Consider the following 21,519-nt stretch of genomic DNA (forward strand, 5'->3'; position numbering starts at 1 on the left):
GGTCAGCGGCTTGCCGGCGCGCGGCCGTAGAGCAGCAGCATGGCGACGATGACGACGCCATAGATGATCTGCCGGCCGGCCTCGGGCATCTGCATGACCGACAGGATGGACTGCAGCAGTGTGATCAGGATGACGCCGGCGACGGTGCCGAGATAGGAGCCGCGTCCACCGAGGATCGAGGTGCCGCCAAGCACCACGGCGGCGATCGACGGCAGGAGATAGGCGTCACCCATCGACTGCGCCGCCTTGGAAGCATAGCCGGCGAGAAGGACGCCGCCAAAGGCCGACAGCCCACCCGATATGGCGAAGGCGATCATCACCACGCGCCTTGTGTCGATGCCGGAGAGATAGGCGGCACGTTCGCGATTGCCGATGCCGTAGACGCTGCGGCCGAAGCTGGTGCGGGTCAGCACGAGCACCATCGCAGCACCGATCAGCGCCCAGATGATGACGGCGTTGGGCACGCCCGGAATGGTAAAACCTGTCGCAAGATAACGCATGGCGCCGGTGGCTGAATCCTGTGGCGAGAAGCCACCTGTATAGACGACCATGAGCCCTTGCGCGACGGCGTTGGTGGCGAGTGTGATGATCATCGATGGGATACGCAGATAGGCGACACCGATGCCGTTGACGATGCCGATCAGCACGCCGCAAAAGATGCCGAACGGAATGGCCAGCGCCACACCGATCGGGCCATAGGCCGCGGCCGCGGCCGCCATCATGGCGCCGACCGCCACCGACCACGGCACCGACAGATCGATCTGGCCGAGCAGGATGACCAGCATCATGCCGGTGGCGATGACACCAAGGAACGACGCCACCTTGAGCTGCTGCAGCAGATATTCCGGCGACAGGAAGCTTCTCGAATAGAGGCTGCCGAGAAACAGCAAGAGCACGATGCAGGCAAAGGCCGTCAGCACCGCCGGATCGGCGCGGCGAATGAATTTGGGCATACGGTTGGCGATGCCGCTCATCGTCGTCTCGCTCACAGGAACCACTCCAGCCGGTTGCGGACCCGAAACAGGGCGAAGGCGCCGAGGCTGACGGCAATCAAAAGAATAACGCCCTGGAACAGCGGCTGCCACAGCGGGTCGAAATCGAAGACGAACAAAAGGTCGCCGATGGTGCGGAAGGCCAGCGCGCCGAAGATCGCGCCGATGGCGCTGCCCTTGCCGCCGAACAGCGAAACGCCGCCCAGCACGACGGCAGCGATCGAGAACAGCGTGTAGGCGTTGCCGCTGGCATAGGCCGCGTCGCCCGTATAGGTGAAGAAGGTCAGGAACAGGCCGCCGATCGCCGCCAGCAGGCCGGCAAGCGCGTAGGCGGCGAACTTGCCGCGCCGGATCGGCACGCCGGACATGTAGGCCGCCGTCTCGGAGGAACCCGCGGCGTAAGCGGCACGGCCAAGCACCGAACGGCTGAAGGGCACCCAGACGATCAGCACCACGGCGAACAGCGCGACCAGGCTTGCCGGCACGACGCCGAACAGGCGCCCGGTGAGCGCATCGGCCAGATCCTCATTGACCGAGCCGCCCGGAAATGGCCTGAGCAGCAGTGCGATGCCGAAATAGACGGCACCCGTGGCGATGGTGGCCACGATCGGCTGCAATCGGCCGTAGATGACGATGGCGCCATTGATCGCGCCGCACAACAGCCCGGTGCCGAGCACGGCGATGACGCCGAAGGCGGTCTCGAGGCCGGTGCCGATGACCAGCCAGGAGGCGAGGCAATTGGTCAGCGTGAAGATCATGCCGACGGAAAGGTCGATGCCGGCGGTGATCACCACCAGCGTCTGCGCCATGGCGACGAAGGCGAGCAGCACACCCTTGTTGGAGGCCGTCTGCACGACATTGGCGGTAAATCCCGCCGGATGGTTCGCGGTGTAGATCGCGAACATGACTATGAAAATGGCGAACGCCAGCAGCGTTCCGCGTTGCTCGGCAAGCCAGTAGCGCCAATCCTTCACGCGTCCGCTCCGTGCCTGGGGGTGGCGTCGCCGCCATGGATGTTGAGCGCGCTGGCGATCAGCGCCCGTTCGGTGAGCTCGGCGCCGACCAGCTCTCGCTTGACTGCGCCGTCATAGAGCACCAGCACCCGGTCGCAGCAGCCGATCAGCTCGTCATAGTCGGTCGAATAGAACAGGATCGCGGCACCCGCGTCCGCAAGCTTGCGCATCAATTGATACAGCTCCTGCTTGGTGCCGACATCGATACCGCGCGTCGGATCGTTGAGCAGGATGATGCGCGGCTGGCGCATCAGCCATTTGGCGATGACCACCTTCTGCTGGTTGCCGCCCGACAGCGCGCCGACCGGAATGTCGAGGCCCGCCGTCTTGATCGCCAGCAGCCCCACCATGTCGTCGATCAGCCGCTGTTCGGCGGCGCGGTCGATGATGCCGGCTTTGGACAGTCGGTCGAGCGCCGCGAAGGACAGGTTTTCGCGCACCGTCATCGGCAGCATCAACCCTTCCGTCTTGCGATCCTCGGGGATCAGCGCCATGCCGATCCGGTCGTCGCGCGCCGCCGCCGGGCTGGCGATCGCCACCGGCTTACCATCGATCAGGATCTCTCCGGAGAGACCGCGCAGCACGCCGAAGAAGGCAAGCAGCAACTCGCGCTGCCCCTGGCCGTCGAGACCGCCGAGGCCCACCACCTCGCCGGCCGCGACGGTCAGCGAGACATTGTCCAGCCGGTCTGTCCACGACAGGTTGCGCGCTTCGAGCACCGGGGCGGCGGTAGCCGGCAGGCGCACTGGCTTGGGCGGAAAAATATGGCTGTATTCTCGCCCGATCATCAGCTCGACGACCTCATTGTCGCTCTTGGAACCGGCGGCATAGGTGGCGACATTGCGGCCGTTGCGAAACACCGTGCACTGGTCGGCGAGTTCCGCGATCTCGTTCATCCGGTGCGAGATGTAGAGCAGCGCCAGCCCTTCCCCGCGCAGCCGCTTCAGAACCGCGAAGATCTTGGCGACATCGGCCGCAGCCAGCGCCGACGTCGCCTCGTCGAGGATCAGGATGCGCGGCTTCCTGGCCAATGCCTTGGCGATCTCGACCATCTGCCGGCGCGACAGTGGCAGGTCCTTGACCAGGGCCAGCGGATGGATGTCGGCCGCACCCGCGCGTGCCAGCGCCTCTTCGGCGATGCGGCGCTGCGCCTTGCGGTCGATCATGCCGAATCGTGTCGGCGGATCGGAAATGACGATGTTGTCTGCGACGCTGAGTTCGGGGACCAGCGACAGCTCCTGGAAGATGCAGACGATGCCGGCCTGGTTGGCCGCGGCCGGCGAGGCAAAGCTGACCTCACTCCCGTCCAGCGTCATCGTGCCCTCGTCGGGCGCCACCACGCCGGCCATGACCTTGATCAGCGTCGACTTGCCGGCGCCGTTTTCGCCGAGAATGGCGTGGATGCTGCCTGATGTGACCGAAAGTTCGGCCTTCTCCAGCGCACGCACGCCGCCATAGCGCTTGGAAATGCCTTCCATGCGAAAGAGTGGAGCCGCACCGTCCATCAGCCCTCCGGGGCAGTTTTTGTGGATTGAGATGGCAAGTGGTTCGGCGCCGCGGAGCATCCCGCGGCGCCGAATGTGCAGCCTATTGGTCCGCCTTGGTCTGGCCCATGATTTCCTGCGCGGTGAAATTGATGCCGCAGGTCGGGAAGGAATTGCCGACGAAGAAATTGTCGGATTCCTTGGCGAAGTAGTCCTGGCCTTCCTTGAAGTTCGGATCCTCGACGATCGCCAGCGGCAGCTTGACCGATTGCGGCACGACCTGACCCTCAAGTGCGGCGATTGCCGTCTTGATGGCGACCGCGACTTGGGCAGGGCCGGTGCCGGCCGAGGAGCATTTCAGGCCGTCCGCCGCGTGCGCTGCGCAGAACTTGCGGAAGCCGTTCTCCGTCTCGCCGCCGAACGGCACCCAGGGATGCTTGGCGTCGATCATCGCCTGCACGATGCCGGTGTCGCCGCCCTGGCCAGTGATGCCGACGAACGGGCCGTTGGTGGCGATCGCGTCAGCCGTGACTTTCTGCGCGGTCGGATCATCCCACTTGCCGGCGACTTCGGTGACGTCCCATTTCTTGCCCGAGGCGTCGAAGACCTCGTGGATGCCGTTGTGGCGATCGGTATCGACCGACGTGCCGGCAACGCCGCGCACTTCAAGGATCTTGCCGCCATCCGGAATATGGTCGACCAACCATTTGCCCCACAGCGCGCCAAGACCCTTCTGGTCCACGTTGACGTTGATGGCGTCCTTGGTGTCGAGGATGTTGTCAAAGGCGACCAGCACGACGCCGGCTTCCTTGGCGCGCTTGATGACCGGCCCGAAGGCGGTCGGATTCTGCGCGTTGACGACGATGGCGTCAAAACCGGAATCGATGAAGTTGTTGATCGCCGAGATTTGCGCCGGCACATCCTCGCCGGTCGATACGACCTTGAATTCCTTCAACTTTGCCGCGACGTCCTTCTGCGCAGCGTAGGCCTTGGCCGTCTGGATCATCTGGATGCGCCAGGTGTTGGCAATATAGCCGTTGGCGAGCGCGATGCGGTATGGGCCTTCCTTCTTGGGGAACTTGAAGAACTGCGTATCGGCCGCCCACGGCGCGAAGCAGTCGGGCTCGGCCGCTGGTCCCTTGACGATTTCAGGGTCGGCCATCGCCGACGAACTCAACATGACGAATGCAGTGGCGGCAACGATGCCGCCAACGAATGACTTGATCATCGATATTCCTCCCGTTTGCAGTGCTGCTTGATGCTGTTTGTCGTGGTGATTTCCACGCCTGGCGGAGGCCCTCCAGCCTTGCCGGCGGCACGTCTCAAGGGCCCGAAGCCGGCCCGATCCCCTCCCCCTCGCCGCTTCATGGGCGAGACACCCAACGTAGCATATTATACATAATAAACAAGCATGAGCTGTTGCTTATGTATAATAAACAGGCTCGGCTTTCCACCAAAACGCCTGCTCAACGAAAATGGTAGCGCTACCATGACGCTGTGTAAAGTACCATTTACTGAGGCCTCGAATGGTGTTCAGCGTGCCGTGCTGTCGCGGGGTTTGAGCTCGAAACCGAGATCGACGACCCGCTGCTCGGGCCTTCGCCCGGCGATCGCCGCCAGCGCCATGGCAACAGACCGGCGGCCGATTTCATAGCGAGGGGTGCGGATGCTGGTGAGCGGCGGGAACGCCGCCTGCATCATTTCGAGGTCGTTGAAGCCGACAATGCCGATGGTCTTCGGCACGTCGAGTGCGGCGCTATGGCATTCGAACAGAACGCCGAGCGCAATATCGTCATTGTTGCAGAAGACGCCGTCGAGAGTCGGCATTTTGGCCAGCGCATCGCGAAGCAGCTCGCGGCCGAGCGTCACGCTGGACAATAGCGGCGTGGTGGTGATCAGCCGCGGGTCGAACAGGCCGGCCTTCTCCATTGCCGCGCGATAGCCGGCCAGGCGCCGCTGCGAGCGCGGATCCATGCGCGCGCCGATGAAGCCGATCCGCCGGTAGCCCGCCTCGATCAGGTGCTCGGTCGCTGTCCTGCCGCCATCGAAATGCGAGAAGCCGACCAGCATGTCGACCGGGTCGGGCCCGGTCTCCATCACCTGCACCACCGGGCAGCCTGCGCTCTCCAGCAGTTTTCGCGAGGTCGGCGTCTGGTCGATGCCGGCCACGATCAGTGCCGCCGGGCGCTGCGGAGCGAAGACCTGCAGCAGGCGCTCCTCCTCAAGGCCGGAATAATGGGTGTTGCCGAGCTGGACGCGGAACGGGCCGTCCGAAAGGCTGTCGTAGATGCCGCGCACCACTTCGGCAAAGACGTTGTTGGTGAGCGACGGCACCAGGACGCCGAACACATCGGCGCGCGCCGAGGCCAGCGCCCGCGCATTGGGGTCCGGGACATAGCCGAGTTCGTCGACGGCGGCCTGGATCTGGCGCCGCAAATCCTGGCTGACGCGGTCGGGTTCGCGCAGCGCTCGCGACACGGTGATGGCGCCGACGCCGGCCTTGCGCGCGACATCGGCGATGGTCGGGCGGCCGCCGCCACGGCGCGAGCGCGGCTTGGTCACAGCCCTGCCCCTTGCGCCGCGCGCGATTGCGGCTTCGTCGTCCCTGTCGCCATGTTTGTCCGGCTTCCCTCACTACGCCATGCCAGCTTGGCGTCGCGCAGCACCTGGCGATTGTCAAGCCGACGGCGGGTTGCGGCCTCGCCGGCTGAAGCCTCAGGCCGTAACCATGGCCGGGCGCCCGGCCCTCCACATCAGCAGAAGGATGGCCGCCACGTTGACCAGGTTCCACGCGATGCCATTGAGGAACGCGGCCGCGTAGGAACCGGTCAGGTCGTAGATCCAGCCTGACATCCAGCCACCGATTGCCATGCCGAAGATGGTCGCCATCATGACGATGCCGATGCGCTGGCCGGCCTCCTTGGCCGGCAGGTATTCGCGCACGATGATGGCATAACAAGGCACGATGCCGCCTTGCGACAGGCCGAACACCAGCGACACGACATAGAGCGAGGCGAGCCCGTCGAACGGGATGTAGAACAGCAGCGACAGGCATTGCAGCACGGAACCGATAAGCAAGGTTTTCACGCCGCCGATGCGGTCGGCGATAAAGCCGGAGGCGAGCCGGCTGACAACGCCCGCCGCCATCATGATCGACAGCATGTCGGCGCCATGCGCGATGCCGTAGCCAAGATCCATGCAGTAGGCGACGATGTGCACCTGCGGCATCGACATTGCCACGCAGCAGCCGAGACCGGCGACGACCAGCAGCATTTGCAGTGCCGCCGGGGAGATCGAGATCGGCTGCACAGGCCGGCTTCCCGGCGAGCCGGCCGCCGCCGCGTCCGGAGCACGGCGCCGCAGCAACAGCACCAGCGGTATCATGGTGACCAGACAAAAGACGCCGATGGCGGCATAGGTGAAGCGCCAGCCTTCCGCCTTGATCAGCGTCGGCATGATGGTTGGCCAGAGCGCTCCGGCGAGGTAGTTGCCCGCGGCCGCCGCCGTGACGGCGACGCCGCGTCGACGGTTGAACCAGTGCGAAATGTCGGCGATCAACGGTCCGAAGATCACCGATGAGCCAAGGCCGATCAGCACCCCCTGGGCAAGGGTAAATTGCAGGATCGACGTCGACGCCGCCGCGAGCAGGAGTCCGGCGGCGAGTGCCACCGAGGAGATCAGCGCCGGGACCCAATAGCCCATGCGATCGATGGCGCGGCCGACCAGTACATTGCCGGCGGCAAAGCCCACCATGGTTGCGGTGTAAGGCATCGATGCCGCCGCGCGGTCAACGCCGAACTCGGCCTGCACGGCCGGCAGCACCACGACGACGGCCCACATTCCGACCGCGCCGATCGTCGCCAGCAGGATCGAGATGGCGAGACGCATCCAGGCATAGGAGCTGTCGATGCCAGGGTTGCTCGCCGGGTTGGCGACGATGGGGGTCAAGGCGTTTCCTGTCCGCGGTTCCGGGAAGTCGACCACCGCCACTATCGGCGCATTCGCGGCGACGGGCAGCGCCACAGGGCCCCGATCCGCGGCTCCAGCAGCCAGGCGATTTTTTCGGGAACCGGCAACGCTCTGCCTGAGTTTTGCGACAGGAAGGAGTTTGCCATGACCGCGAAGAAAAAATGGTCAGCCGAGGTGACCGAGCATAGCGATGCGATGGACCTTGAGGAGCACATCTTCGAAGCCGACGACGCCAAAAAGATCGCGGCTTCGCTCAAACGCTCGGCCGAGCACAGCGACCGGCGCAAGGCCGAGCCGTTCCAGTCGGCGATGTCGATGCTGAATTTCTACATCAACCGCGCCGGCAAGAACCTCCCGCAGGCCCGCCGGAAAGTGCTTGAGGATGCCAAGAACGAACTGCGCATCGCCTTCGGTCGGCCGGAGCAGGACTAGTCTCACAATTGGCTCCGCCAAATTCGCTTGAACTGGACCTAGTGACAGGTCCTCTTTCCCTCCAGTTTGCCAGCCTCGGCATTGCGTTTCCCCAAGCCTGCAAAGTGGCGGCATGACGGTCAAGATCGGCATCAATCCCATTACCTGGAGCAATGACGATGTTCCCGAACTCGGCGGCGACACGCCGCTCGAGACCTGCCTGTCGGAAACCAGGCAGGCCGGCTATCGCGGCACCGAGCTCGGCGGCAAATTTCCCAGGCGAAGCGACGAGCTTGGAGCGATCCTGTCGTCCTATCGGCTGGAGCTCGTCTCCGGCTGGTATGACGGCCGCATTCTCGACCGCACGGTCGACAAGGAATTCGCCGCCATCACGCCGCATCTGACCTTGCTGCGCAACCTCGGCGCCAGGGTTGTCGTCTATGCTGACACCTCGCGCGGCCGTCATGGCAGTATCTTTGCCCCGATATCGCAGCGACCGCGCCTCGCCGATGGCGAATGGGCCGCCTATGGCGAGAAGCTGACTGAGCTCGCCGACCGTATGGCCGCCTTCGGCGTCGGCATGGCTTTCCATCATCATATGGGCACCATCGTCGAGACCGATGACGAGGTCGACAGGCTGATGGCTGCGACCGGCAAAAGCGTCGGCCTGCTGTTCGACACCGGCCATTGCCTGTTTTCGGGCGGCGACCCGGCCTCTCTCTTGAACCGACATCTCGACCGCATCGTGCATTTCCATTGCAAGGACGTCCGCGCGGCCGTGCTGGAAAAAGCGCGGCGCCAGGACATGAGTTTCATGGCTGCGGTGATGGAGGGGATTTTCACCGTGCCCGGCGACGGTTCCGTCGATTTCCTGTCGCTGCTGCAGCCACTCGCCAAACGCGGCTACGAAGGCTGGATCGTCGTCGAGGCCGAACAGGATCCGGCCAAGGCGCATCCCTTGACCTACGCCACGAAGGGTTACGCTTCGCTTCTCACCACGGCCCGCAAGGCCGGGTTTGAGGTAGCGACACGAGAAATGGCCTGACCACCGCCGGGGGCTGGTGGTTGGCCGGTTGGGCGCGCGCCTCGGTAGGGGTAGCGACGCGAAAGCGCCCGGTGATCCGCGCCGCCGTCCTCCCCTGGCGGCGCGGATCGCAATTCTCGGCACCGGTTTGGGAAGGTCGGATTTTCGGCAGCGGAGTTTCCGGCCGCAGAGTTTCCAGCTTGAGGCTGGCGGCAAGCCGTGCCTTGATGCAAATGGAGGAGCGATATGGCATTCGAGGCGGCACTCGGCATGGAACGGCTTTGCACCATCCGTGAGATTGCGCAAAAGGCGGAGCTCGGCGCCGCCACCGTGCATCGCGCGCTGAAGAACAGCCGCGAGGTCCGTCCTGAAACCAGGCGGCTGGTGCTCGACACCGTCTGCCTTCTCAACGAAGAAAAGATCGCCCGCGCAGCCAGGTTCGTCGGAGACTAGACTTGGGCGACCACATGCGCCTTTCCCTCGACATCATGTCGGTCGACCGCAGCTCGGACGAGCCGATGCACCGGCAGATCTATGGCGCCTTGCGCCGCTTCATTCTCGACGGTCAGATCCAGCAGAATACGCTTTTACCGTCGACCCGCTCTCTGGCCGACGACCTGAAAGTCGGCCGCAACACGGTGATCGCCGCCTACGATCAACTGCTTGCCGAAGGCTTCATCGAGGCGCGCGCGGGATCCGGCACCTGGGTGGCGCCGATCCAGCAGAAGCGACCGCCGGCCTCGCTGCGCGCCGGTCTCGCCGCTCCGCAAAAGCTGTCGCGGCGCGGCCAGACCATCGTCAACGGCCCGCAGCCGCCACGCAACGCCGGCGTCATCAACTTCCATCCCGGCGTGCCGGAAACGGCGTCCTTCCCCTTCACCATCTGGTCGAGCCTTCTGGTGCGCAATGCGCGCAGCCGTGACGAGAACCTGCTTGGCTATCTCTCCTTTGCCGGCCATCCGGGCCTGCGCCAGGCCATCGCCTCAACCATCAGCCTGTCGCGCGGCATCAACTGCACCGCCGACCAGGTCATCATCGTCACCGGCGCGCAGGCGGCGCTCGACCTCGCCTCGCGCGTGCTGATGGACGAAGGCGACCATGTCTGGATGGAGGAGCCCGGCTATCTCGGCGCCAAAAGCGCCTTCCTCGCCAGCGGCGCGCAACTCGCGCCGTTGAAGGTCGACCGGCACGGCTGGCACCTCGCCGATCCGGAGTTGCCGCCACCACGGCTGATTTATGTGACGCCGTCCTGCCAATGGCCGTTCGGTACCATTATGCGCATCGAGGAGCGGCTGCAGCTGCTCGACATCGCCGAGCGCCACGGCGCCTGGATCGTCGAGGACGATTATGACGGCGAGTACCGTTTTCGTGGCCGGCCCGTGCCGGCTTTGCGCGGTCTCGATCACGCCGACCGCGTCGTCTATATCGGCTCCTTCGGCAAGACGCTGATCCCGGCGCTGCGCATCGGCTACCTCATCGTGCCGCGTGAACTGTCGGTGCCCTTCGATCGCGCAGTCTCGATCACCGGCCAGTTCGCGCCGCTGATCCTGCAGGCGACGGTCAATGATTTCATCACGCAAGGCTACTTCGCCACGCATCTGAAGCGCATGCGCCGGCTCTACGCGCGCCGGCAGGCCAATTTCGTCAAGCTGTGCCAGGAGCATCTGGCCGAATGGCTGGCCGTGACCGAGAACGATTCCGGCATGCAGCTGCTGGCCAGTTTCACCAGACCTTACAAGGACGGCGACGTCGTCGCCGCGGCGGTCAAGGAAGGGCTCGACGTGCAAGGCATCTCGATCAACTATCACTCAAGCGAGCCGGAACACGGCCTGCTGCTCGGCTATGCCGCGATGGATGAACGCCAAATCCTGCGCGCGGTGCTGGCGCTGCGTGCCGCCTTCATGCGGCTGGACCGGCAATAGGCCGGTCCAGAGCGGCGCGCCTCAGTTCACGCTGTCGAACTTCTGCAAATCGACGGGGGCGGCCTTGCGCACTTCGACCTCATCCAGCGAGGCATTTTCCAACGCCACGCGTGCCGCCGCATCGATATTGTGGATCATGTCGGCAATGTCGGCATCGCCATGCGCCGGGTTCATCGCCACCATCACCGTACGGTTAAGGATGTCGAGCGACCCCTTGCCGAGATCGTCGGCATAGGTGAGCCGCAGGCCCTTGTTTTCCGGCAGCGTGTAGGGATTGAGCGCCGGGTGATGCGCACCCTCATGCATCAGCACCTGGTCCCACTGGGTAAAATTGTGGCGGCCGGTCTTGCCGGCAATGACGCTGGGAATGGTCTTCGAGAAGGTTTGCGCCGACTGTTCGCTCGGCAACAGATACATCACCTGCGCCGCGCAGTCGTCATCGGGGCTGTTCATCGGCGATGGCGTCAGGCCGAGATTGCCGAGATGGCGCGTGCCGGCCAGCACCTTCTTCTTCTCCGCCCGCATCGCCTCGATGATGCCGTCGAGACGGTCGAGCTGGACATTGAGCATGGCGCCCATCAGTTCCGAGGCGCGCGCGCCGATAGCGGCGAACGGCTTGATGCTGTCATTGCGGCCCTGCCAGTAGAAATGGCATGGGTCGATGGCGCAGCGCGCCCGCTCGGCCACCTTCGGATCGCTGGTGGCGATGCCGCCGCCCTCGCCCGAGGTCATGTTCTTGAAGTAGTTGAAGGAGTAGGCGCCGGCATGGCCGATGGAGCCAAGCTTCCTGCCCTGATAGCCGCCGCCAATGCCCTGGCAGACATCTTCCAGCACTTTGAGGTCGCGTTTCTTGGCGATGTCCATGATCGCATTCATGTTGCAGGCGGCACCCCACATATGCACCGGGATAACCGCCTTGGTGCGCGGCCCGATGGCATCGCGCAACGCTGCCGGATCGATGGTCAGGCTCTCGTCGATATCGACGATGACCGGAATGGCGCCGACCGACAGCACCGCCGTGGCCGTGGCCATATAGGTGTGCGCCGGCACCAGCACTTCGTCGCCAGGCCCGATGCCGAGCCCGATCAGGCCGGCGGCAAGCCCATAGGTGCCGCTGGCGGCAAGCGCAAAATGCTCGACGCCGAGATGCCTGGCATAGCGGGCCTCGAAGCGGTTGCATTCGCTGTTGTCGCCATAGCGAAACAGCGCGCCTGAGCGGATCACCCTGGCAATGGCTTCGATCTCTTCTTCGCCGGCAGTGTACATGGCAGCTCTCCACATCGCTTGATGGTGTGAAAGCTCTACGCTTGCCGGCGCTGTTTGAAAGAACCACTCCGCCGCGATCGGACCAAGCCATCCCGGCTGCGCGAGGACGCGTTTGACGCCGAATATGGGCATAGCGAATGTAATCGGCATTCCAGAATGCAGGCCAGCGGAAAAATCGTACCCATCCGAATTCGTTGAAGTGGCCCTGTTGAAAAGCCGGCTTTGGGCGTTCCATCGCGTCCAGTTGGGCAAACGGTCGGTTCCATGCAGCACGGGACACACTTTGGAAGACCCTCGCAACCGGCGTGCCGGCAAGACGGTGGCCGTTCATGACTGCCCCGATGAATGCCCAAAGGCGACAGCTTGTGCTGCATGAAGACGATGTTGGCATGTGCCATGGCGCCAACAGCGCCTTCCTCGAACTGACCGGGCTGGGCGCCTGCAGCTCCGGCGCGGTGATGGTGCCGTGCCCGTGGTTCCCCGAGATGGCCGAAGCGGCAGCCGCGAACCCTGCCCTCGATCTCGGCGTCCACCTGACGCTGAACAGCGAAAAGCAGCACTACAAATGGCGGCCGTTGACCTCGCCGTCGCGCGCGGCCGGCCTGACCGACGAGTTCGGCTATTTCTGGCCCGACGTGGCAACCACCCGCCGCAAGGCGGCACCGCAAGCGGTCGAAACCGAGCTGCGCGCCCAGATCGACACCGCCTATCGCGCCGGCATCGACGTCACCCATCTCGACGCCCATATGGGCGCGGCCCTGTCGCCCGAGTTCTGCGACGTCTACATCAGGCTCGGGCTGGAATACCGACTGCCGGTGCTGCTGACCAAGACACTGTCGGCCTATTCGCCCAACGACAATCTGGTCGGCGTCACCGAGGAGGGTTTCCAGCGCGGCGTCGCCGAGGCCCGCGCCAAGGGTTTTGTCATCTTCGACGCCGCCATCCAGACGACATGGGGCCGCCCGCGTTCGAAGCCGATAGAGCCTGCCTACAAGGCGCTGATCGAAGGCGTGCGTGAAGGCCTGACCTTCTTCTGTCTGCATTTCAACGCACCGGGCGAGCTCGAGCTGATCGAGCCGCGCTCCGCCTATATCCGCACCGAGGAATATGAGCTGTTCCGCGACCAGGGTTTTCGCGACTGGCTCGGCGCGCAGGACATCGACATCATCGGCATGAAGCCGTTGCGCGAGGAGCTTCGCGTACGGCTTGGAACATCGACACTGGCAAAGGCCCGCAAAGCGGCCACGCGGTCAGCGCCGTAAGGAGGTTTATCGCCTCGGCGCAAAGAGGGAATTGGAACTGCAACGACAATGGGAGAATGACATGAAGACCGTTCTGAAACTGGCGCTCGGCGCGCTTGTCTCGATGAGTATGCTGGCGGGCGTCGCGCAGGCCGCTGGCCTGAAGGACCCGAAGGATGTCCGCGTCACCTTCGTGGTGCATGGTTCGGCCTCCGACCCTTACTGGTCGGTGGTCAAGCGCGGTGTCGACGATGCGGCGGCACTCACCGGCGCCAAGGTCGAATATTACGCACCGCAAGTGTTCGATGTGGTCGAGCAGTCCCGCCTGCTCGACGCGGCCATCGCCACCAATCCCGACGGCATCGCCGTCTCCATCGCCGACGCCAATGCGCTCGGCAAATCGGTCAAGGCGGGTCTCGCCGCCAACATCCCGATGGTGGTTCTGGATTCCGGCGAGAAGGAAGGCGCCGAACTCGGCACCACGCTCTATGTCGGCACCGTCTCCGAATATGATTCCGGCAAGAAGGCCGGTGAGCGGCTGGCCAAGGAAGGCACGCTCAAGGTCGTCTGCATCAACCACGAGGTCGGCAATGTGAGCCTCGACCAGCGCTGCCAGGGTTTGAATGACGGGCTGAAGCCTTCCGGCGGCGGCACTGAAGTCCTGACCGTGTCTCCCGACCCGGCCGACATCCAGCGCCGCACCGAAGCCTATCTGTCGGCGCATCCCGATACCCAGGCCGTGTTTGCGCTCGGCGCCACCGCCGCCAACCCGTTGATCCCGTTCTTCCGCCAGAAGGAACTGTTCGGCAAGATCAAGCTCTACACGTTCGATATCAGCCCCGAAGTTCTGGATTCCGTCGTCGCCGGCGAAATGGGCTTCGGCATGGACGCCCAGCAATATCTGATGGGCTATTTGCCGGTGATCTATCTGGTCGAGCACGCCACGCACGGCTTCTGGCCGCAGAACAACGCCTATACCGGCCCGCTGTTCATCGACTCGCCCGACAAGGCCAAGGCCATCCTGGCGCTCGCCAAGGACGGCATCCGCTAAGGCCTGAACGATCTCTGCAGGGGAAGCCGCAACGACGCATTCCCTGCAGTCATCGACATTGCGAAGTGAGCGATTGGGGAGCCTAATGGCAGCCGTGGAAGACAAGGCGATACCTTCAGAAGGGCCGGTCAAGGACCGTTTCGGCATGACGTCGAAGCGCGCCGCCGGCGCCGATGAGCGGCTGGCCAGCACCGGCCGGCTGACGCAATGGCTGCGCCGGCCCGAAGCTGGTGCGGCCGGCGGCCTGATCGCCACCATCATCATCTTCGCCCTGCTGCCGGGAGCATCGAACCTCTATTCGCTGCAGGGGTCGATGACCTTCCTGACGCTGGCGGCCGAACTCGGCATCATCGCCACCGCCGCAGCCCTCCTCATCATTGCCGGCGAGTTCGATCTCTCGGTCGGCTCGATGGTCGGTTTCGCCGGCGTCGTCATCGGGCTGACGGTCAAATATTGGGGCCTGCCGCTGTGGGGCGGCATCGCCTGCGCCTTCGCAGTCGCCATCCTCACCGGCTACGTCAACGGCCTGATCGTGGTGAAGACCCGCCTGCCCTCCTTCATCGTCACGCTGGCCTCGCTCTACATCCTGCGCGGCCTGTCGATCGGCATCACCCGCGCCGTCACCGGCCGCACGCAGATCCCCTACATCCTTGACGGCGCGCCGGACCAGGCTACCGCCGGCCTGTTCAACGGCCATCTCCTGACCGGCTTCTTCCACTGGATGGGCACGCAAGGCTGGATCGCCACCCGCACCGACGGCATTCCCTTCGTCGTCGGCATTCCGATGTCGATCGTCTGGTGGCTCGGCCTGACCGCGCTCGCCGGTTATGTCTTGACCCAGACCAAATACGGCAACTGGATCTTCGCCACCGGCGGCGACCTCAATGCCGCCCGTAATGTCGGCGTGCCGGTCGAACGGGTGAAGATCGCGCTGTTCATCTACACCGCCTGTGCCGCGACCTTGCTTGCCACCATCCAGGTGATGGAGGCCGGCTCCGCCGACACCACGCGCGGCCTGCTGAAAGAATTCGAGGCCATCATCGCAGCCGTCATCGGCGGCGTGCTGCTCACCGGCGGCTACGGCACCGTCTATGGCGTGCTGTTCGGCGCGCTGATCTTCGGCCTGGTGCAGATGGGCATCTTCTACACCGGCATCGACACCGACTGGTTCAAAGTCTTCCTCGGCATCGTCATCCTGATGGCGGTGCTGGTCAACAACTACATCCGCCTCAAGGCGCTTGGACGCGGAGGCGGCAAATGACCCAAGCCATTCAGCCAGCCATGGAACTGCGCGGTGTGTCCGTCAATTTCGGTTCAGTGCGCGCGCTGCAGGACATCGACATCAAGGTCTATCCCGGAGAGGTGCACTGCCTGCTGGGTGACAATGGCGCCGGGAAGTCGACACTGATCAAGGTTCTGTCGGGCGTGCACCGGCCGAGCAAGGGCGAGATTTTTGTCGACGGCAAGCCTGTGACCTTCCGCAGCCCGCGCGACGCGCAGGATCTCGGTGTCGCCACGGTCTTCCAGGACCTTGGCATGATTTCGCTGATGTCGATCACCCGCAATTTCTTCCTCGGCCGCGAGCCGACCAGGAGCCGCCTGCCCTTCTCGCGCTTCGACAAGGAGCGCGCCAATACAATAGCCCGCCAGGCGATGGCCGATATCGGCATCGACGTGCGCGACCCGACACAGGCCGTCGGCACGCTGTCGGGCGGCGAGCGCCAGTCGGTGGCGATCGCGCGCGCCGTGCATTTCGGCGCCAAAGTGCTGATCCTCGACGAGCCGACTTCGGCGCTCGGCGTGCATCAGGCGGCAATGGTGCTGAAGTTCATCATCGAGGCGCGCATGCGCGGACTGGCGGTAATCTTCATCAGCCACAACATCCACCACGCCTACCCCGTCGGCGACACTTTCACGCTGCTCAACCGCGGCCGCAACCGTGGCACCTACGCCAAATCCGAAATCTCGCGCGACGAGGTGATTTCGATCATGTCGGGCGGCGAGGATTTGAAAGCGGTGGAGGCGGAGATCGCCGGGCTTTTGGCGCAGATCGGCAATAGGCCGGCCGCCACATCGTGACGTCTGAGACAATCAAGAGAGATATTGCATGAGCAGGATACGGGTCGGTGTCATCGGCGCCGGCATGATTTCGCAGGTCGAGCATATTCCCAACCTGTTGCGGCTCGGCGATCTGTTTGAACTGGTCGGTGTCGCCGATCCGTCGAGGACTTCGCGCGAGTTCGTCAGCGAGATCCACGGCATCGCCAATTTCGAAACGCCTGAGCAGCTGTTCGACCAAAAGCTGGACGCTGTCGTCATCGGCTCGCCCGACCCGCTGCATCACGAGCAAGTGTTGGCCGTACTCCAGCGCGGCCTGCATGTCTTCTGCGAAAAGCCGGTCTGCTACTCGCCGCAGGAGATTGCCGAGATCGTCGCCGTGCGCGACAGAGCCGGTAAGGTCATGCAGGTCGGTTACATGAAGCGCTTCGATCCAAGCTACCGGCTGGCGCTGGCCTCGCTGCCCGGCACGGCAAAGACCCTGCGCTCCGTCTCGGTCGAGGTCAACGATCCCGATGCCTGGCCCTTCATCGCCCACCAGCGCTATATCAGCGGCAATGACATTCCCAAGGACCTGATTGCTGCCGCGCAAGGCAAGCAGAAGCAACAGGTCGAGCGCGCCATCGGCCGGCCTCTAACTCATCTCGCTTTCCGTGGATTTACCGGCGCTTACAGCTCCGCCTTGATTCACGATGTGAATGCCGTGCATGGCCTCCTCGACGCGCTCGGCGTGCCGGCTGGCGAGGTCGTCGGCGCGCAGATTTTCGCCAATGGCGATGGCGGCCAGGGTGCGGTGAAACTGCTCGACGGCCAGGCGCTGTGGACCATGACGCATCTTACGGTGCCGAAGCTCGCCGACTACAAGGAGCGCATCACGCTGTTCTTCGACGATGCCAGCCTCGAGCTCGAATTCCCCTCGCCCTGGCTCAACCATCATCCGACCCGCCTGACGGTCAAGACGTCGGACGGCCATACGCTATCGACCAGGGACCTGCGCACCGGCTATGGCGAAGCCTTTGTCGAGGAGATGCGCGGCTTCTGGGGCGCGATCGTCAACGGTGACGCGGTGGTCAACCCACCCGAACACGCCGCCCGCGACCAGGCCTTGCTGATCGCGCTGACCCGGCAGCACCTGGCCACTTCGCCAGTCGACTGAGCGCTCGAAGGATGTGTTGAGATTCAGGTCAGGCCGAGTCGAAAACGTTGGATTTCGAGAACCGGAGCGGAGCGTACTGAAGTACGTGAGCACCGGAAGCGCAGAAAGCCGGCGTTTGCAGGCCGGCCTCACCTGAATATCAGCACATCCTACCTGGTGTTGATGACGCCGTCGGTGTTGGCGAGCAGCTTGCGCACCGCGTTGCGGGCCGCGTCCGGTCGCTGCAGCCGGATGGCTTTCTCGATCGCCTCGTGCAGCTGCTGTGCGTGCTGCAGATCGTCGAGTTCACGCGTCGTAAAAGTGAACAGGTTGTCGAAAGCGGATTCGATCAGCACGCCTAGCGGCACCAGCAGATCGTTGCCGGAGGCACGCAGGATGGCGAGATGAAAGCGCGTATCGGCGCGCGTGCGTTCCTGCAGGCTGGTCGCCTCGCCCATCTCGCGGCAGGCCTGGCTGATCTCGGCCATCTGCTCCTCGGTGCGCCGCATGGCGGCGAACGCTGTCGCTTCCGGCTCGATGATGTGGCGGAACTCTTGCACCGTTTTCAGGAACACTTCGCGGTCGGGCGAGGTCGCGTACCAGGCGAGCACATCGCGATCGAGCAGGTTCCAGCGCTCCCTGGGTTCAACCCAGCTGCCGATCTTGGGGCGTGATGCCAAAAGGCTTTTGGCCATCAGCATCTTGATCGCTTCGCGCACCGCCGAGCGGCTGACGTTGAAGGTCTCGGACCATTTGGCTTCATTGGGCAGGATGGTGCCCGGCGGATAATCGCCGCGCACGATCCGCAGCCCGATTTCGCTGGCCAGCGAGGCGTGCACGCTGGAGCCGGGCACCCGGGTTGCGTCGGCCCGACGAAGCGCCGCCGGGCGCTCGGCGGCGGCCGCCTTGTCGGGCTTTTTTCCCTTATTCGGCTTTCCGTCCCTCATGCGTCCACAAAGTCCGGATTTTTGAAGCTGTCAAGCAAAGGAAAGGGCGTTGGCGGCAAAGCCTAAGGCTGTGCACAGATCAGCTTACAACCTTGGCCCGGATAACCCTATTTGACGTATTTGCGCCAGCTGTGTTCGGGACGGAAGCCGAGCATGTCCCTGGCCTTGCGGTTGGAGAGCAGCGTCTCATATTCGCCGAGCTCCGCTTTGACCGGCACATTGGGGTAAAACCGCTTCAACAGTTCGGCCGTTGGTAGGTCGGACGAGGTGTCGTCATTGGCGGCATTGAATACCTGAAAGCCGAGACCGTCCTTTTCCACCGCACGCAGCGTGATCTGGCCTAGGTCGCGGGCATCGACATAGCTCCAGGCGATGCGCTTGCGGAAGCCCGGATCGGCGAACCACTTCGGGAACAGCGAATATTCATGCGGTTCGATGACGTTGCCGATGCGCAAGGCGTAGATATCGGTGCCGTTGCGCTGCGCAAAGGCGCGCGCCGTGTGCTCGTTGACGACCTTGGACAGCGCGTAGCTGTCCATCGGATCGACGTCGTATTCTTCGTCGAGCGGGAAATATTTGGGGTCGCGCGGTTCGTTGGCGAACACCACGCCATAGGTCGTCTCGCTGGATGCGATCACCACCTTCTTGATGCCGAGCTTCACTGCCGCTTCGATGACATTGTAGGTGCCCATCGCATTGATGCGGAACACCTCATTATCGGGCGTGATCATGATGCGCGGGATGGCGGCGAAATGCACCACGGCATCGACCGGCTGCGAGCGCAGCGACGGGTCGAATTCATGCAGGCCCATGTAGCTCGTCAGCGCGTTGAACACCTGGCCGCTGTCGGTGATGTCGGTGATCAGCGTGCGCACCTTGGGATTGTCGAGCGGCTTGGTGTCGATGTTGAGCACCTGGCAGCCTTGCTCGACCAGATATTGCACGACATGGCGCCCGGCCTTGCCGCTGCCGCCGGTGAACATGATCCGCTTCGTCATTTTCGCCTCCAATGCCTAGGATTTCTGTGTATTGTCAGACAATATGGCATTCCGCAACCATCCTCGCCGGCAAAACGGCGGCGCCAGATATCAATCATTGCAACAGGACTTCAAGACATGACCACGACCGCCGCGAGCGAAAAGATCGGCTTCATCGGCCTTGGCCTGATGGGGCACGGCATCGCCAAGAACATCGTCGACAAGGGCTACGGCCTAACCTTCCTCGGCCGCAAGAACCGCAAGCCTGCGGAAGACCTGATCGGCCGAGGCGCCAAGGAAGCGGCAACTTCGCGCGATGTGGCGGCGGCTTCCGACATCGTCTTCATCTGCGTCACCGGCTCGCGCGAGGTCGAAGCCATCATCCGCGGCCCCGGCGGCCTCAAGGAGGGCTTGAAGAAGGGCTCGGTCGTCGTCGACTGCTCGACCTCCGATCCGGTCTCGACCGTGGCGCTGGCGGCGGAACTCAAGGAGATCGGCGTCGACTTTGTCGATGCGCCGCTGAGCCGCACTCCGAAGGAAGCCTGGGAAGGTACGCTCGACGCCATGGTCGGCGCGCCCGACGCGCTGTTTGCCCGTGTGAAGCCTGTCATCGAAACCTGGGCCGGGCGCATCGTCCACATCGGCAACACCGGCGACGGCCACCGCATGAAATTGCTCAACAACTTCATCTCGCTGGGCTATGCCGCGATCTATTCCGAGGCGCTGGCGCTGGCTGAGAAGGTCGGCATCTCGCCGCCGCGCTTCGACAGCGTCATCCGCAACGGCCGCATGGATTGCGGCTTCTACCAGACCTTCATGCGCTGGACGCTGGAGGGTGACCGCGACGCGCATAAATTCACCATCGCCAACGCCTTCAAGGACCTGACCTATCTGGAATCGATGGCGGGTGCGGCCGGCATCGCCAACCCGCTGGGCAACGCCACCAAGAATTCCTTCGCCGGCGCCCATGCCACCGGCCCGGCCGAGCAGTTCGTGCCGATGCTGGCCACGCATATTGCCAAAGTGAACGGCGTCGATCTCATGCCAAGCAAGGACGGCAAGAAGCAGACGATCTGATCAGCGGATCTCCCCCGTGTGGGGAGATTGCGCTGGCTCACCGCCGCGCCTTGCCGATCCCCTCATCCGTATTGGCCAGCAACTTTCGCACCGCGTTGCGGGCCGCGTCGGGCCGCTGCAGGCGGATGGCCTTCTCGATCGCTTCGTGCAGCTTCTGGGCGTGCTGCTGGTCGCTGACCTGTATGGTCGTGAAGACGAAGAGATGGTCGAGCGCGGATTCGATCAGCACGCCGAGCGGCACCAAAAGATCGTTGCCGGAGGCGCGTAGGATCGTGAGATGAAAGCGCGTATCGGCGCGGATACGCTGCTGCAGGCTCAGCGCCTCGCCCATTTCCCGGCAGGCCTGGCTGATCTCGGCCATCTGCTCGTCGCTGCGCCGCATCGCGGCAAAAGCGCTGGCCTCCGGTTCGATGATGTGACGGAACTCCTGCACCGTGCGCAGGAACGCCTCCCGGTCCGGCCCGGTCGCATACCAGGCCAGCACATCGCGGTCGAGCAGGTTCCAGCGTTCCCTCGGCTCGACCCAGCTGCCGATCTTGGGCCGTGAAGCCAGCAGGCTTTTGGCCATGAGCATCTTGATGGCTTCGCGCACCGCCGAGCGGCTGACGTTGAACATCTCCGCCCATTTGGCTTCGTTTGGCAGGATGGCGCCCGGCGGATAGTCGCCACGCACGATTCTGAGGCCGATTTCGCTGGCCAGCGATCCATGCACGCTCGATCCGGGGCTCCACGCCATATCCGGCCGTCGAACAGTTGTGGCCACCGGACTGGCCGGCACATCGGTCCTGGCGGATTGCCTTCTTGGTCTGTCGTCCGGCATCTTGGGCATCGGCAATCTGTCGCTGGCAATCCATTCCGGAATTGACCGAGCCCTTCGCCGAAAGCAAGACGCATGGACCCGTCAAAGCCGGAGCCTGACGCCCCGACAATGTTGCCTGTCCTTGTCCCTGAG

The 21,519-nt window shown here is 63.9% G+C and carries 20 protein-coding genes; 10 read left to right on the forward strand and 10 right to left on the reverse strand.

Translation table 11 applies throughout. The features are described 5' to 3' along the window. Positions 1-2: 2 nt before the first annotated feature. The 6 genes from AC04SH_RS12895 to AC04SH_RS12920 form a co-directional block, all read right to left on the reverse strand. The gene (locus AC04SH_RS12895; RefSeq protein WP_488575296.1) at positions 3-989 is read right to left on the reverse strand and encodes an ABC transporter permease; all 987 of its coding nucleotides are present in this window, start codon (positions 987-989) and stop codon (positions 3-5) included. Next, positions 986-1,966, reverse strand: a complete 981-nt coding sequence (locus AC04SH_RS12900; RefSeq protein WP_181055656.1) for an ABC transporter permease — start codon at positions 1,964-1,966, stop codon at positions 986-988. Before AC04SH_RS12900 ends, AC04SH_RS12895 begins: the two co-directional genes overlap by 4 nt. Continuing rightward, a complete protein-coding gene (locus AC04SH_RS12905) occupies positions 1,963-3,510 on the reverse strand; it encodes a sugar ABC transporter ATP-binding protein (RefSeq protein WP_488575297.1) in 1,548 nt (515 codons plus the stop codon). Before AC04SH_RS12905 ends, AC04SH_RS12900 begins: the two co-directional genes overlap by 4 nt. 82 nt (positions 3,511-3,592) lie before the next feature. Then, positions 3,593-4,717: a sugar ABC transporter substrate-binding protein gene (locus AC04SH_RS12910; protein ID WP_488575298.1), complete on the reverse strand. Its 1,125-nt coding sequence runs from the start codon at positions 4,715-4,717 to the stop codon at positions 3,593-3,595. 305 nt (positions 4,718-5,022) lie between these two features. After that, positions 5,023-6,051 (reverse strand): HTH-type transcriptional regulator GntR, encoded by a 1,029-nt coding sequence (gntR, locus tag AC04SH_RS12915; protein WP_488575299.1) that lies wholly within the window; start codon positions 6,049-6,051, stop codon positions 5,023-5,025. Positions 6,052-6,204: 153 nt separating this feature from the next. After that, on the reverse strand, positions 6,205-7,377 hold the full coding sequence (locus tag AC04SH_RS12920) for an MFS transporter (RefSeq protein ID WP_488575469.1): 1,173 nt from the start codon (positions 7,375-7,377) through the stop codon (positions 6,205-6,207). Between the two features lie 225 nt (positions 7,378-7,602). Here AC04SH_RS12920 and AC04SH_RS12925 point away from each other — a divergent pair, with 225 nt between their 5' ends. The 4 genes from AC04SH_RS12925 (at position 7,603) to mocR (ending at position 10,815) form a co-directional block, all read left to right on the forward strand. Next, positions 7,603-7,890: a DUF3175 domain-containing protein gene (locus tag AC04SH_RS12925; RefSeq protein ID WP_477231615.1), complete on the forward strand. Its 288-nt coding sequence runs from the start codon at positions 7,603-7,605 to the stop codon at positions 7,888-7,890. A gap of 112 nt (positions 7,891-8,002) precedes the next feature. Beyond that, the gene (iolE, locus tag AC04SH_RS12930; RefSeq protein ID WP_488575300.1) at positions 8,003-8,914 is read left to right on the forward strand and encodes a myo-inosose-2 dehydratase; all 912 of its coding nucleotides are present in this window, start codon (positions 8,003-8,005) and stop codon (positions 8,912-8,914) included. 225 nt (positions 8,915-9,139) lie between these two features. Beyond that, positions 9,140-9,346 carry a LacI family DNA-binding transcriptional regulator gene (locus tag AC04SH_RS12935; protein ID WP_488575301.1) on the forward strand — a complete coding sequence of 69 codons (207 nt, stop codon included), beginning with the start codon at positions 9,140-9,142 and terminating at the stop codon, positions 9,344-9,346. Between the two features lie 2 nt (positions 9,347-9,348). Next, positions 9,349-10,815, forward strand: a complete 1,467-nt coding sequence (gene mocR, locus AC04SH_RS12940) for a rhizopine catabolism transcriptional regulator MocR (RefSeq protein WP_488575302.1) — start codon at positions 9,349-9,351, stop codon at positions 10,813-10,815. A gap of 21 nt (positions 10,816-10,836) precedes the next feature. On the opposite strand, the gene AC04SH_RS12945 is transcribed toward mocR, so the two are convergent. Next, a complete protein-coding gene (locus tag AC04SH_RS12945; RefSeq protein WP_488575303.1) occupies positions 10,837-12,081 on the reverse strand; it encodes a DegT/DnrJ/EryC1/StrS family aminotransferase in 1,245 nt (414 codons plus the stop codon). A 329-nt stretch (positions 12,082-12,410) separates the two neighbouring features. Between AC04SH_RS12945 and AC04SH_RS12950 the strand changes: the two genes are divergently transcribed. The 5 genes from AC04SH_RS12950 to AC04SH_RS12970 all read left to right on the forward strand — a co-directional run bounded on the left by AC04SH_RS12950 (position 12,411) and on the right by AC04SH_RS12970 (position 17,587). Then, complete coding sequence (locus AC04SH_RS12950) at positions 12,411-13,343, forward strand: polysaccharide deacetylase family protein (RefSeq protein WP_488575304.1); 933 nt, start codon at positions 12,411-12,413, stop codon at positions 13,341-13,343. 61 nt (positions 13,344-13,404) lie between these two features. Further along, positions 13,405-14,373, forward strand: a complete 969-nt coding sequence (locus tag AC04SH_RS12955) for a rhizopine catabolism ABC transporter substrate-binding protein (RefSeq protein ID WP_488575305.1) — start codon at positions 13,405-13,407, stop codon at positions 14,371-14,373. 145 nt (positions 14,374-14,518) lie between these two features. Next, positions 14,519-15,634, forward strand: coding sequence for an ABC transporter permease (locus tag AC04SH_RS12960; RefSeq protein WP_477231956.1), 1,116 nt, complete (start codon positions 14,519-14,521; stop codon positions 15,632-15,634). Further along, positions 15,631-16,452 (forward strand): ATP-binding cassette domain-containing protein, encoded by an 822-nt coding sequence (locus AC04SH_RS12965; protein ID WP_488575306.1) that lies wholly within the window; start codon positions 15,631-15,633, stop codon positions 16,450-16,452. Before AC04SH_RS12960 ends, AC04SH_RS12965 begins: the two co-directional genes overlap by 4 nt. A 28-nt stretch (positions 16,453-16,480) precedes the next feature. Then, the gene (locus tag AC04SH_RS12970) at positions 16,481-17,587 is read left to right on the forward strand and encodes a Gfo/Idh/MocA family protein (RefSeq protein ID WP_488575307.1); all 1,107 of its coding nucleotides are present in this window, start codon (positions 16,481-16,483) and stop codon (positions 17,585-17,587) included. 149 nt (positions 17,588-17,736) lie between these two features. On the opposite strand, the gene AC04SH_RS12975 is transcribed toward AC04SH_RS12970, so the two are convergent. Next, entirely contained in the window at positions 17,737-18,513 is a 777-nt protein-coding gene (locus tag AC04SH_RS12975) for a FadR/GntR family transcriptional regulator (protein WP_488575308.1), read from the reverse strand. 107 nt (positions 18,514-18,620) lie between these two features. After that, a complete protein-coding gene (locus AC04SH_RS12980; RefSeq protein WP_112560284.1) occupies positions 18,621-19,511 on the reverse strand; it encodes an NAD-dependent epimerase/dehydratase family protein in 891 nt (296 codons plus the stop codon). Between the two features lie 117 nt (positions 19,512-19,628). Here AC04SH_RS12980 and AC04SH_RS12985 point away from each other — a divergent pair, with 117 nt between their 5' ends. Continuing rightward, positions 19,629-20,567 carry an NAD(P)-dependent oxidoreductase gene (locus AC04SH_RS12985; protein WP_488575309.1) on the forward strand — a complete coding sequence of 313 codons (939 nt, stop codon included), beginning with the start codon at positions 19,629-19,631 and terminating at the stop codon, positions 20,565-20,567. Between the two features lie 37 nt (positions 20,568-20,604). Here AC04SH_RS12985 and AC04SH_RS12990 read toward each other — a convergent pair whose 3' ends face one another. Then, entirely contained in the window at positions 20,605-21,387 is a 783-nt protein-coding gene (locus AC04SH_RS12990; RefSeq protein WP_488575310.1) for a FadR/GntR family transcriptional regulator, read from the reverse strand. Positions 21,388-21,519: the final 132 nt, after the last annotated feature.

It is taken from the genome of Mesorhizobium sp. CNPSo 4688 (assembly GCF_057784295.1).